Origin of the sequence: Stenotrophomonas ginsengisoli (assembly GCF_001431485.1) — a bacterium.
In the GTDB taxonomy this organism is placed as follows: Bacteria; Pseudomonadota; Gammaproteobacteria; order Xanthomonadales; family Xanthomonadaceae; genus Stenotrophomonas; species Stenotrophomonas ginsengisoli.
The window spans coordinates 1-12737 of record NZ_LDJM01000004.1; the positions used below are offsets into that span (position 1 = coordinate 1).

Here is a 12737-nt window from a genome sequence, read left to right on the forward strand (position 1 = left end):
CGCTCCCTGGAAAGTCGTGCCTATGACCGCCTGATCAAGACAGTTGACTCCCACAAGGTGGGCCCCGGCCATCAGGTGGCCCGGGCTGTTGCAGGAGCGGCCCCGGCCGCGATCCCTGTGCATGCAGTGCTGCTGCCAACCTGCCGCGTCGCGCCCGGGTGCGCTCCCACAAGGTGGGTCCCGGCCGTCAGGTGCCCCGGGCTGTTGCAGGGGCGGGCCGGGCCGCTATGGCGTGCGGCAATGCCGGGCAGATGGGTTGCCGGTGGGGTTGGCGACGTATGATGGGGGCCTGTCTTGAGTGTGGATCTTCCGCCATGTCCGATTCCCTGCGCATTGCCCTGGCCCAGTTCGATTTCCCGGTCGGGGACATCGCCGGCAACACCACGCGCATCATCGAGATGATTGCCACCGCGCGCGAGGAGTTCGATGCCGACCTGGTGCTGTTCCCGGAGCTGGCGCTGTGTGGCTACCCGCCCGAGGACCTGCTGCTGCGGCCGCGCTTTTTGGCCGATTGCGAAGCGGCGATGGCGCAGATTGCCGCCAGTGTCAGCGGCATCACCGCCATCGTCGGCTGGCCGCAGAGCCATGGCAGCGTGGTCTACAACGCGGCCAGTGTGCTGCGCGATGGCAAGGTCGAGCACACCTACCGCAAGCGCGAGCTGCCCAATTACGCGGTGTTTGACGAGCGCCGTTACTTCACCGTGGACCCGGATGGCGGCAGCTGCGTGTTCGAGCTCAAGGGCGTGCCGGTGGGCCTGCTGATCTGCGAGGACCTGTGGTACGCCGAACCGCTGGCCGACACCATGGCTGCCGGGGCGCGTTTGATCGTGGCCCCCAATGCCAGCCCGTTCGAACGCGGCAAGCATGCCCAGCGCGATGCCCTGCTGGCCGAGCGCTCACGCGACAGCGGGGTGGGCATCGTCTACCTCAACTGTGTCGGCGGCCAGGACAGCGTGGTGTTTGATGGCGCCTCGCTGGCGGCCGATGGCGATGGCACCGTGCATCCGGCCGCCGCCGCCTTCACCGAGCAGTGGCTGGTGGTGGACTACGACCCGGCCACGACCCGCTTCACCGCCTGCCACTGGATGGACGATGGCGATGAAAGCATGGACGCGCTGGCCTGGCGCGCGGTGACCCGCGGGATCACCGATTACTGCGCCAAGAACGGTTTTTCCAAGGTCTGGCTGGGGTTGTCCGGCGGTATTGATTCGGCCCTGGTGCTGGCCATGGCGGTGGATGCGCTGGGCGCGGACAACGTCACCGCGGTGCGCCTGCCTTCACGCTACACCGCCGACCTGTCCAATGACCTGGCCGCACAGCAGTGCCAGGCGATGGGGGTGAAGCTGGAGACGGTGTCCATCGAGCCGGTGTTCGAGGGGTTGATGAGCGCCCTGGGCCCGATGTTCCAGGGCACTGCCAGTGATGTCACCGAAGAGAACCTGCAGTCGCGCGCGCGCGGTGTGTTGATGATGGCGCTGTCCAACAAGTTCGGCGGCCTGTTGCTGACCACCGGCAACAAGAGCGAGTACGCGGTGGGCTACGCCACCATTTATGGCGACATGTGCGGTGGCTACGCGCCGTTGAAGGACCTGTACAAGACCGAGGTGTTCGGCCTGGCCAAGTGGCGCAACACGGTGGGTGGGGCGCCGGTGATTCCGCCGGCGGTGATCGCCCGCCCGCCCTCGGCCGAGCTGCGCGAGAACCAGACCGACCAGGATTCGCTGCCGGCCTATGACGTGTTGGACGGCATCCTCTACCGCCACATCGACAACGAGCAGAGCCGCGAGGAAATCATCGCCGCCGGTTATGCCGAGGCGATGGTGGACCGGGTGCTGCGCCTGGTGCGCACTTCCGAATGGAAGCGCCAGCAGGCTGCGCCCGGGCCCAAGGTCAGCCGGCGCGCCTTTGGCCGTGAGCGGCGCTATCCGATCAGCAACGGCTATCGCGGCTGAGGCGCCGGGTCTGCCGCCGGCTGCGGCCGGTGGCAGGCAGCCAACGCAACAAAAAGGGCCCTTGCGGGCCCTTTCTGCATCCAACCGGCAAGGATTACTTGCGGTTCATGGTGGCGTTGCGCTCGCCGGTCAGCGGCGACTTTTCACCGGCAAACGGGTTCAGCTTGCGGATCATCCAGCTGTACTTGGGCCAGTCGCCGGACAGATAGGGATGCTGCGCATCCAGGCTGGCCAGGCGGTTGCGGGCACTGGCGGCCAGTTCCTGGTTGCCCAGGCCTTCGTAGGCGGCACCGAGCAGGGCCACGGCGTCGGCCTGGTAGGTGGTGTCCGGGTAGGTTTCCAGCACGAAGTTGGCGCGGCCGGCAGCCGAGGTCCAGGCGCCGCGGCGCAGGTAGTACAGGCCGCTGTTCAGTTCGCCCATGGCGAAGGTGTCACGCAGCTCGCCCATGCGCTTGCGCGCGTCGGCGGCGTAGCGGCTGTTGGGGTAGCGGTCCACCACGATGCCGAAATCGGCAAAGGCCTGGCGCGGCGCGGACAGGTCGCGGCGGCTGGAGTCCAGCGACCAGACGCGGCGCAGGAACACCGTGTCGCGGTTGGAGTTGGCCAGCCCGCGCAGGTAGTACAGGTAGGCAATGTTGCGGTGGGTCGGGTAGGTGCGGATGAAGCGGTCGATCGAGGACACCGCATCATCGTGCTTGCCGGCCTTGTACTGGGCGTAGGCGGTTTCGATCAGCGCCTGCTCGGTGTACGGGCCGTAGGGGTACTGGGCCAGCAGGCGGCGGTAGCCAGCCTCGGCGCCGGACCAGTTGCCGGCTTCCAGCAGTTTCAGGCTGTCTTGGTACAGGGTCTGTACCGGCGTGCCTTCCGGGGCGTCATCCTTGGTGCCTCGCGAGCAACCGGTAACGGCCAGGGTGCCAAGCAGGATCAGTCCCGCCAGACGGGCGGATGAGGACATCGGGCTGGAGCGTCGGATCATGGTTCAGGCTGGACGCAAGGGAATACGGAAGGTCGATGATAGCCTATGTACCTCCCGGCGGCCGATTTTGCTGCCAGCGCCTTTCATTGAGCCGTTACCCATGTCCCAGACCCCCGACCAATCCGTGCGTCAGGCCGTTGTGCCCGATGCCTCCACCGGCTTCCGCCTTGATGTGGTTGCTGCCGAACTGTTCCCCGGTTTTTCCCGCTCGCGGCTCAGCGAATGGATCAAGTCGGGCAAGTTGCTGCTGGACGGGGCGCAGGTGCGCCCGCGCGACACGGTGTTCGGCGGCCAGCAGCTGAGCCTGGAAGTGGAGCTGGAAACCCAGACCCTGGCCGAGCCGGAAGACATCGCGCTGGACGTGCTCTACGAGGATGAGCACCTGCTGGTGATCAACAAGCCGGTCGGCCTGGTGGTGCACCCGGGTGCGGGCAACCACAGCGGCACACTGGTCAATGCCCTGATGTTCCGTTACCCGGAAGCGGCCCAGCTGGTGCGCGCCGGTATCGTCCACCGTCTGGACAAGGACACCTCCGGGGTGATGGTGATCGCCCGCACCGTCGAGGCGCAGACCGCCCTGGTCGAGCAGCTCTCCGCCCGTGATGTGCACCGCCAGTACGTGGCCGTGGTGGCCGGTTCGCTGGTGGCCGGTGGCACCGCTGATTTCCCGATCGACCGCCACCCGCGTGACCGCCTGAAGATGGGTGTGCGCGAGGACGGCAAGGAAGCGATCACCCATTACCGCCTGCGCGAGCGTTTCCGTGCCCACACCGTGCTGGAGTGCCGTCTGGAAACCGGGCGTACCCACCAGATCCGTGTGCACATGGCCCACCTCAAGCAGCCGATCATCGGTGACCAGCTCTACGGTGGTTCGCTGAAGCTGCCGCGTCAGGCCACCGACGAGCTGGTGGCGGCGCTGCGCGGCTTCAAGCGCCAGGCCCTGCATGCCGAGGTGCTGGAGTTCACCCACCCGGTCAGCGGCGAGCCGGTGCGTTGCACCGCACCGTTGCCGGCGGACATGCAGGCGCTGATTGCCGCCCTGCGCGTGGATACCAGGAAGGCCGAAGAGCGCGAGCGCTACTGAGCCCCATGAGCAACCCTGCCCAGGACTTGATGCCCTGGCTGCCGGCCGACTGGCCGGCACTGCCGGGTGTGCATGCGCTGACCACCCTGCGCCATGGCGCGGGGGTGTCGCAGGCGCCGTTTGACCATTTCAACCTGGGCAACCGCAGCAGCGCCGAGGGCGATGACCCGGCGGCCGTGGAGATCAACCGGGGCGAGCTGGTGCGTCTGGCCGGCTTGCCCTCCTGGCCACACTGGCTGCGCCAGGTACACGGCACCGGCGTGTTCCGGGCCACCACTGCCGGGCAACCGCTGGCAGCGGCCGAGGAGCCGGTGGCCGATGCGGCGGTGACCGACGTGCCCGGCGTGGTGCTGGCCATCCTCACCGCCGATTGCCTGCCGGTGGTGCTGGCGGCAGATGACGGCAGCGAGATCGCGGCGGCCCATGCCGGCTGGCGCGGGCTGGCCGACGGCATGCTCGAAGCCACGGTGGCCGCCATGCGCACCCCGCCTGCACAGCTGCGTGCCTGGCTGGGGCCGGCGGCGGGGCCGCAGGCCTACGAGATCGGTGAGGACGTCTACCAGGCCTTCGTTGCCGCTGATGCGGCAGCCGCCTCGGCATTCGTGGCGACCCGTCCCGGGCACTGGCGGGTGGACCTGTACGCATTGGCGCGCCAGCGCCTGCAGCGTGCGGGGCTGATCCCCGCAGCGATCCATGGCGGCCAGCATTGCACCATCAGCGAGCCGCAGCATTTCTTCTCGCACCGCCGTGACCGCCGCAGCGGGCGTATCGCGACCCTGGTCTGGATGGCCGACTGAAATGCCGGCTGGCGTTGAGGGGCCATCACATCTGCCGGTGACGGGCAACCGTGGCCGGCTTTGGCCTGCCTGCCTGCTGTGGCTGCTGCTGTGCTGGCTGGGTCTGCCACTGGCCGCGACCGCCAGCCCGGCGCTGCAGCCTTACCAGGCGGTCAGTGCGGTTTCGGTGCTGACCGATGGCGGCCAGTACGCGATGCGCTCCACCACCGCCCTGGCCCTGGACCGGCGCGAGCGCCTGTGGGTGGGTGGCTTCCGCCATCTGCTGCGGGTGGACGGGGCACAGGTACACAGCTTCGGCCCGGGCCAGAATCCCCTGTTGCCTGAAGGCCACATCCGCGCCCTGCTGGCCTTGGACAACGGCGACATGCTCATCGGGGGCAACCGTGAAGGCGTGCTGCTGTGGGAGCTGGACAGCGGCCGGCTGCTGCCGCTGGAGGTGACCGACGGCCCGGCGCTTACCCGCATCAATGACCTCACTGCCGCACGCGATGGCGGGGTCTGGGTATCGGCCGAGCAGGGCCTGTTCCATTGGGCCGGTGGCCAGGCACGCACACTGCAGGCGGTGCCGGCGCTGCAGCAACTGCCAACGCTGTCGGCGCGGGTGATGTCGGCATTGCAGGCCGATGACGGCAGCCTCTGGGTGGCCGCGCACAACGGCCTGTACCGGCGTGCTGCCGATGCGCAGGCGTTTGTGCCGGTGCGCAGCGGGCAGGCCGCGCTGGACCGGCGTCTGGCGGGTGAAACGGTCTGGACGCTGCGCCAGGATGGGCGCGGCCGGGTCTGGGCCGGGCTGGTACGTTCCGGCGTGGTGGTGTTCGATGCCGGGCGGGCCTTTGCCCCGGCCGGACTGGATGGCATCAACGGGCTGCATCAAGGACGTACCATCCGCAGCCTGCTCTGGGCCGATGGCCAGATGTGGCTGGGTACCGATGGCAGCGGCCTGCTGGCCTGCCGCGGCAGCTGCCAGCAGGCGCGCACGGTGCCGGTCAGCCTCAGCGCCTTCGAGGGCCAGCGCAATTTCCATGTGCGCGGCCTTGCCCAGGCCGCCGATGGCCGGATCTGGGCCGCCAGTGACCGCGGCATCTTCCATTTCGATCCGGACCCGCAGGGCATCCATGTGCTGGATGTCACCCCGCCGGGGATGGATCCGCACCAACGCTTGAATGCGACCCGGGCCCTGTGGCTTGACCATGCGCGCCAGCAGTTGTGGCTGGGCCGCGAGGCCGGTGAGCTGCTGCGCTGGAACCTGGCCAGCGGCAAGCGCGACCTGCTCTACCTGCCGGCACCGCACAGTGCCAGTGCGGTCAATGCGCTGGGCACCGATGCCCAGGGCAAGCTGTGGGTGGCCGGCAGCGGGGTGGTGTGGGTGGACCCGCACAGCCTTAAGGTACGCCCGGCCGGGCAGATCGGCGGCCAGGCCCGCAGCCAGGTCAACCACATGGTGGTGGGGCCGCAACGGGTCTGGCTGGGCTATCACGATGGCCTGGTCGAAGTGGACCTGGACGGACGCATCCGCCGGCAGATGCTCTCCACCCGGGGCACCGGCCTGGGCACCACCCACATCGTGGCCCTGGCATTGCAGGGCGGCTGGCTCTGGGCCGGCACTCCGCAGGGCCTGTACCGGATCGACCTGGCGCGCTGGCAGGCCGAACCGGTGACGCTGCTGCCTGCAGCCGACCCGGCGCAGGCCGAACGTACCGGTCTGATCAACGCCCTGACCGTGGATGGCCCGACCCTGTGGGTGGCCACCGCCGGCGGGGTGTTCCAGGTGGATGGCGACAGCTTGCGGGCGCGTGCGGTGGAGCCTGTGCTGGGGCTGGAAGTGATGGCCCTGCAGCTGGCCGGCGATGGCCGGCTGTGGTTCAGTGCGCGGCCAACCACCATCGGCACGGTCGGCCGCGATGGCCAGGTGCGCCTGTATGGCGCCCATGACGGGGTGCATGAGAACCGCGGTTTCCACCGCGGCGTGGCCCAGACTCTGGAGGATGGCAGCGTGCTGTTCGGTACCGGCACCGGGGTGCTGGCGGTGGACCCGGCGCGGCTGCCGGCCCGGCCCGCGGCGATTCCGCCTTTGCAACCGGTGATCACCGGGCTGCAGATCGATGGCCAGCGCTGGGCCGAAGGCGCGTTGCCGGCCCCCGGTCAGGCCCTGCAGCTCAGGCCGGAACAACAGCGTTTGATGATCGAGTTCTCCGCCCTGCAGATGCTGTCGATGGAGCGGCGCCGCTACGCCTTCATGCTGGAAGGGCAGGACCCGGACTGGGTGGAACTGGCGCCGGGGGCGGCACCGATGGCCCTGTACGGCAAGTTGCCTCCGGGCGATTACCGGCTGGCGTTGCGGGTGGAAAGTGACGAACAGCCCGGCGTGCAGTGGATCAGCCATTACCCGCTGCAGGTGCTGCCACAGTGGTACCAGCGTGGTTGGGTATGGGCGCTGGCCCTGGCCGGCGCGGTGTTGCTGCTGTCGCTGCTGGTCTGGCTGCGCGACCGCATCGTGCGCCGGCGTCAGCGTCAACTGGAGCAGCTGGTCTACCTGCGCACCTGCGAGCTGCAGCAGGCCAACCGCCAGCTGTCCGCGCTGGCCGGCGAGGATGCGCTGACCGGCCTGTACAACCGGCGCCGCCTGCTGCAGCGGATGAACGAATTGATCAGCCAGGCCCAGCGCCAGCCGCATCCGGCCAGCCTGGTGCTGCTGGACCTGGACCACTTCAAGCACATCAATGACAGCCATGGCCATCTGGCCGGCGATGCCGTGCTGCGCCAGGTGGCCGGCCTGCTGCAGACCTCGTTGCGGGCCCATGACATGGCCGCGCGTTATGGCGGCGAAGAGTTGCTGTTGCTGCTGCCCGATACCGATCAGGACACTGCGCTGGAAGTGGCCGAACGGCTGCGTCTGGCCATTGCCGACATGACGGTGGTCAGCGAGTCGGTGCAGCTGAGAGTGACGGCCAGCTTTGGCGTGGCCCAGCTGCAGACACAGCACAGTGCCGAGCAATGGATCGAGCGCGCCGACATGGCCCTGTACCGGGCCAAGCGCGAAGGCCGCAACCGTGTCTGCGTGGAACGGCTGCCGGATTGATCCTTGTCATGGCCCCACATCGCGGGCAAGCTGGAAAATGAGGCATCTGGATCGGTGATGTTGGACAGGGGGCAATGACTGCGTGCGCAGGATGATGCACGGCCGTGTGGCCGCCGGCAGTTGCCGCGCAGTGAGCGTGGTGCTGGCCGCGTTGATGCTGCTGTGGTGCGCGCCGCTGGCCCTGGCCGGCAGCGCACCGGGATGGCAGGCTTTTGCCGCCCTGCGCGGGCATACCGTGCTTACCGGGGACAATGGCCCGGCCGTGCGCAATGCCTACAGCGTTGCCCAGGACAGCCGTGGCCGGATCTGGATCGGCACCAATGACGGGGCCATCCGTCTGGACGGGGATCTGGTCCAGCGTTATGAGCCGGCCCAGGTGCCGGCAATGGCCACCGGTTTCACCCGTGTGTTCCACCCGCTGGACAATGGCGATGTATTGATCGGTGGTGACCGTGAAGGGGTGCTGCGCTGGCAGCTGGCCGATGACCGCTTTGTGCCGGTGACCCTGGGGGACGGCCGGCGTTTGAACCGGATCAATGCGATCGAGCCGGCACGTGATGGCGGCGCCTGGGTGGCCGCCGAACAGGGGTTGTTCTACTGGGATGCCGGCAGCAACCTGTTGCAGCCAGTGGATCTGGACCTGCCGCGGCCGGTGGACGGCGAGCGCATTTTTGATGTCGAGCAGACGGCTGATGGCACCCTGTGGGTAGCTGCTGCGCCCGGGCTGTACCAGCGTGGGCCGGGGCAGCGGCAGTTCCAGCCGGTACAGGTGGATCATCCCGGCCTGCAGCAGCGGCTGGACAGCGAGCTGATCTGGCAACTGGCCGGTGATGCACAGGGCGGTCTGTGGGTGGGCTTCATCCAGCACGGGGTGGTGCGAATCCAGGGCCGGTACGCCCAGGCCGCGCAGGGCCTGGATGGGCGCGAAGGCCTGCATGCCGGCAACACTATCCGCGCCTTTGTGCCGATCGCCGGGCAGATGTGGGTGGCAGTGGATGGCCGTGGCCTGATGGCCATCGAACAGATGCGCACGCGGCCACTGGCGGTGAACCTGAGCCAATTTCTGGGCGGGCGCAATTTCCATCCCAGCCAGATGATCCGCGCCCGCGATGGCCGCATCTGGGTGGCCAGTGACCGTGGCGTGTTCCATCTGGACCCAGAGCCTGCCGGGATCGTCGAACTCGATGCCAGCCTGCCTGGCGAGCATGCCCACCAGCAGCCGGACATGGCCCGCACGCTGCATATCGACCGCCGGGGCCGGCTGTGGATCGGCAACTTTGATGGTGTTGTGCAGGTACTCGATCCGCACAGTGGGCAACGCCATGTGATCCGCTTGCCGTCACCACTGGACGGCACCGATGTGGTGGCCATCGCCGAAGACAGTACCGGGCAGATCTGGGTAGCCAGCAACGGGGTGGCGGTGATCGACCCGGACAGCCTGCGCGTACGCGGTGGCAGCGCCTTGGCCCAGGTGCCGGTGCAGCGCTACCTGGCCCTGGCCGCGCAGGGGCAACGGGTCTGGGTCGGTGGGCGGGAGGGCATCATCGAACTGGACCTGCAGGGCAGGGTGCTGCGGCGCATGCTTGATCATCACCACGGCCTGCGCAGCAACCGGGTGCTCAACCTGGCCGTGCACGCTGACGCCCTGTGGGTGGGTACCGGCGAGGGTCTGCACCGGCTGGATCTGGACACCTGGCAGGCCCGCCATGTGCCGGTGGGCAGTGCGCGTGGCGACCTGCCGGCCAACCGCTACATCGTCGCCCTTCTGGCCGGGCGCGAGCAGATCCATGCCGGCACCCTGGAAGGTGTCTCCAGTGGCCTGCCGGCAGACGCCCGGCTGCAACTGCTGCTGCCGGCCATGCCGGGCCCGGGCCGTGGCATTGCCAACCTGGGCGAGGATCCCGCAGGTGGCTTGTGGGCCGGCATCCGCGATGGCGACCTGTACCACCGTGACCTGCAGGGACACTGGCGCCAGTTCGGTGCCCGTCATGGCCTGCATCCACGCACCCGACTGCGGGCTGACAAGATGGTGCGCAGTGCCGATGGCAGCCTGTTCATGGCCGCCGGCAGCGGGGTGATCATGCTCCAGCCCGGCTTGTTGCAGTTGCCGGAACCGGCCTTGCCCGACCTGCAGCCACATGTTGTCTCCATGCATCTTGATGGCCACCCGCTGCCGCCCTCGCAACTGCCCGGTGACGGCCAGCGCCTGCAGCTGGCGCGCGATGTGGAGCGTGTGGCCCTGAGTTTTTCGGCGATGGATTACCTGGCCCCGCAACGACGCCAGTACAGCTACCGCCTGGAAGGCCTGGACAGCCGCTGGATCAGCGCCAGTGGCCACAACCAGGTGCCCCTGGTGCTGTACAGCCGCCTGCCGGTGGGGCAATACACCCTGCTGCTGCGTACCACCTCCGATGAGTACCCGGGCAAGGAATGGATCACCCGCCTGCAGCTGGAGGTGCCGCCGGCCTGGTACCAGCAGTGGTGGGTGCAGTTGCTGGCGCTGTTGCTGTTCCTGCTGGCGGTGGCCGGCGCGGTGCAGTGGCGGTTGCGGACCGCGCGCCGGCGTGAGCGTCGCCTGCAGCAGCGGGTGCTGGACAGCACCGCCGAGCTGCGCCAGGCCAATGCACGCCTGGCACAGTTGGTTGGTGAGGATGCCCTGACCGGGCTGGACAACCGACGCCGTGGTTTCGAGCGCCTGGCCGAGCTGCACACCTGGCGCCAGCGCATGCGCGGCAGTGACTGTGTGGTGCTGATGGACCTGGACCACTTCAAGCGCATCAATGACCGTTACGGCCACCTCGGCGGCGATGCGGTGCTGCGTGAGGTCGGCCAGTTGCTGCGCAGCCAGTTGCGCGCCATTGATATCGCCGCCCGTTACGGTGGCGAGGAACTGCTGCTGGTGCTGGTGGATGCCGATCTGGCCCAGGGCCGCCACACGATCGCGCGCCTGGCCGATGCCCTGCGGCAGATGCCGGTGCTGTATGACGGCCAGTCGATCCATGTGGACGCCAGCTTCGGCCTGGCCGCTTCCGATCCAGACCAGCCCATCGAGCAATGGCTGGCCCGGGCCGATGCGGCGTTGTACCGGGCCAAGCACCGCGGGCGTGGCCGGCTGTGCGTGGACGGTCACGACGACTGAGCCCGGGTTGGTTCCGGCTGCGCGCAGGGGTTACTGACGGCGGTTGGTCTGGCGCGGCAATCGGCCTACCATCGCTTGCCCCCACTTGTGACCCACCCCATGCAGGCTGCTGCCACCTCCACTCCGCCGCGCTGGTTTGTCGCCGGCGACATCAATGGTTTCTTTGGCCTGGTGGTGGACAACCTGTCCATCCTGGGCTTCATCGCGATGGCCTTGATCGGCATCTTCGGTTTCCCGGCCGAGGTGGTGTTCACCCGCATGTTCCCCGGTACCGCGCTGGGCGTGCTGGTGGGCAACGTGATGTACACGGTGATGGCACGACGCCTGGCCGCGCGCAGCGGCCGCGCCGATGTCACCGCGATGCCGCTGGGCCTGGACGCGCCGACCTCCATCGGCATGGCCCTGCTGGTGCTGGGCCCGGCGTTTGCCGGCTTCAAGGCCGCCGGCATGGACGAAACGGCCGCGGCGATGGCCACCTGGCAGCTGGGCATGGCCTCGCTGGTGGTGATGGGCCTGCTCAAGACCGTGCTGTCCTTTGCCGGTGATGCGGTGACCCGGCATGTGCCGCGTGCGGCCCTGCTCGGCTCCATCGGTGGTGCGGCGTTGATGCTGCTGGGCTTTTTGCCGCTGATCGAAAGCCTGCGCCAGCCGCTGGTGGGCCTGGTGACCCTGGGCGTGCTGCTGTATGTGCTGGTGGCTGGTGGCCGGGTGCCGTTGCGGCTGCCCGGGGTGCTGTTTGCGCTGCTGATCGGCGTGGCCCTGTATTACGGCCTGGGCAGTGCCGGCCTGCTGCCCGGGTTTGCCCTGCCGGCAGGCGTGAGCCTGGCCCCGGCGCTGCCGCTGCCCCGTCTGGGCTTTATCGATGGCCTGCCGCTGACCGTTCCGTACCTGTCGCTGCTGCTGCCGTTCGGCCTGCTGATGGTGGTGGGCGGGATCAATGTGGCCGAGAGCGCACGCGCTGCCGGCGATGACTACCGCACCCGCGATGTGCTGCTGGTCGAGGCGGTCTCCACCCTGGTGGCCGGCGTGTGCGGTGGTGTGGCACAGACCACCCCGTACATCGGCCAGCCGGCCTACAAGCGCCTGGGCGCACGGACCGGCTACACCCTGCTCACCGGCTTGTTTGTCGGCATCGGCGGCATGCTCGGCGTGGTCGCCGGGCTGGTGCAGTGGCTCCCGGTTGCGGTGCTGGCCCCGATCATCGTGTTCGTCGGCCTGGACATCACCGTGCAGGCCTTCCAGTCCACCCGTCGCCAGCACGCCATCGCCGTGGCCCTGGCCTTCCTGCCGGCGGTGGCCTACCTGATCAACATCAAGTTCGGTAGCTGGGTCGCCCCGGACGCTGCCGCGGCCCTGTATGCGGCGGTGGACAGCCACGGTTTGAGTGATGTGGCTGCCCTGCAGGTGCTGGGCAACGGCTTCATCATCACCGCCATCATCTGGGCCGCCAGCCTGATCGCCCTGATCGAGCGTCGTGCCGGCGTGGCCATGGCCGTTCTGCTGCTCGGCGCGCTGTTCACCGCGTTCGGGGTGATGCATTCCACCGACCCGCGTGGCGGGGTCTACCTGCCGTGGAGCATCGACGGCCTGCGCGCGGCCATCACCTGGCAGCTGGCCGCGGCCTATGCCGTGCTGGCCGTGGTGCTGGGCCTGTTGTCCTGCTTGTGGCCGGGCGTGGACACGGCCCATGGCCATGGGCAGGATTGAGCG

Annotated in this window: 7 protein-coding genes; 6 read left to right on the forward strand and 1 reads right to left on the reverse strand. The window is 68.6% G+C overall.

The window, feature by feature from the left end; translation table 11 throughout:
* The first annotated feature begins 314 nt into the window (after positions 1-314).
* A complete protein-coding gene (locus tag ABB30_RS00870) occupies positions 315-1952 on the forward strand; it encodes an NAD+ synthase (RefSeq protein ID WP_057636358.1) in 1638 nt (545 codons plus the stop codon).
* Between the two features lie 94 nt (positions 1953-2046).
* Here ABB30_RS00870 and ABB30_RS00875 read toward each other — a convergent pair whose 3' ends face one another.
* Positions 2047-2928 (reverse strand): outer membrane protein assembly factor BamD, encoded by an 882-nt coding sequence (locus tag ABB30_RS00875; RefSeq protein WP_057636359.1) that lies wholly within the window; start codon positions 2926-2928, stop codon positions 2047-2049.
* 100 nt (positions 2929-3028) lie between these two features.
* Between ABB30_RS00875 and rluD the strand changes: the two genes are divergently transcribed.
* From rluD to ABB30_RS00900, 5 genes are all read left to right on the forward strand, one after another.
* On the forward strand, positions 3029-4012 hold the full coding sequence (gene rluD / locus ABB30_RS00880) for a 23S rRNA pseudouridine(1911/1915/1917) synthase RluD (protein WP_057636360.1): 984 nt from the start codon (positions 3029-3031) through the stop codon (positions 4010-4012).
* Between the two features lie 5 nt (positions 4013-4017).
* A complete protein-coding gene (pgeF, locus tag ABB30_RS00885; protein WP_057636361.1) occupies positions 4018-4809 on the forward strand; it encodes a peptidoglycan editing factor PgeF in 792 nt (263 codons plus the stop codon).
* Position 4810: 1 nt separating this feature from the next.
* The gene (locus ABB30_RS00890) at positions 4811-7888 is read left to right on the forward strand and encodes a ligand-binding sensor domain-containing diguanylate cyclase (RefSeq protein ID WP_152980478.1); all 3078 of its coding nucleotides are present in this window, start codon (positions 4811-4813) and stop codon (positions 7886-7888) included.
* A 91-nt stretch (positions 7889-7979) separates the two neighbouring features.
* Positions 7980-11027 carry a ligand-binding sensor domain-containing diguanylate cyclase gene (locus ABB30_RS00895; RefSeq protein ID WP_057636363.1) on the forward strand — a complete coding sequence of 1016 codons (3048 nt, stop codon included), beginning with the start codon at positions 7980-7982 and terminating at the stop codon, positions 11025-11027.
* Positions 11028-11126: 99 nt separating this feature from the next.
* Entirely contained in the window at positions 11127-12734 is a 1608-nt protein-coding gene (locus ABB30_RS00900) for a SulP family inorganic anion transporter (RefSeq protein WP_057636364.1), read from the forward strand.
* The last annotated feature ends 3 nt before the right edge of the window (positions 12735-12737 follow it).

Excerpts from the sequence above, each read along its gene's own strand:
- ABB30_RS00890 (WP_152980478.1), top strand. The coding sequence starts at position 4,811 with ATGCCGGCTGGCGTTGAGGGGCCATCACATCTGCCGGTGACGGGCAAC.
- ABB30_RS00870 (WP_057636358.1), top strand. The coding sequence starts at position 315 with ATGTCCGATTCCCTGCGCATTGCCCTGGCCCAGTTCGATTTCCCGGTC.
- ABB30_RS00875 (WP_057636359.1), bottom strand. The coding sequence starts at position 2,928 with ATGATCCGACGCTCCAGCCCGATGTCCTCATCCGCCCGTCTGGCGGGA.
- ABB30_RS00895 (WP_057636363.1), top strand. The coding sequence starts at position 7,980 with ATGATGCACGGCCGTGTGGCCGCCGGCAGTTGCCGCGCAGTGAGCGTG.
- rluD (WP_057636360.1), top strand. The coding sequence starts at position 3,029 with ATGTCCCAGACCCCCGACCAATCCGTGCGTCAGGCCGTTGTGCCCGAT.
- pgeF (WP_057636361.1), top strand. The coding sequence starts at position 4,018 with ATGAGCAACCCTGCCCAGGACTTGATGCCCTGGCTGCCGGCCGACTGG.
- ABB30_RS00900 (WP_057636364.1), top strand. The coding sequence starts at position 11,127 with ATGCAGGCTGCTGCCACCTCCACTCCGCCGCGCTGGTTTGTCGCCGGC.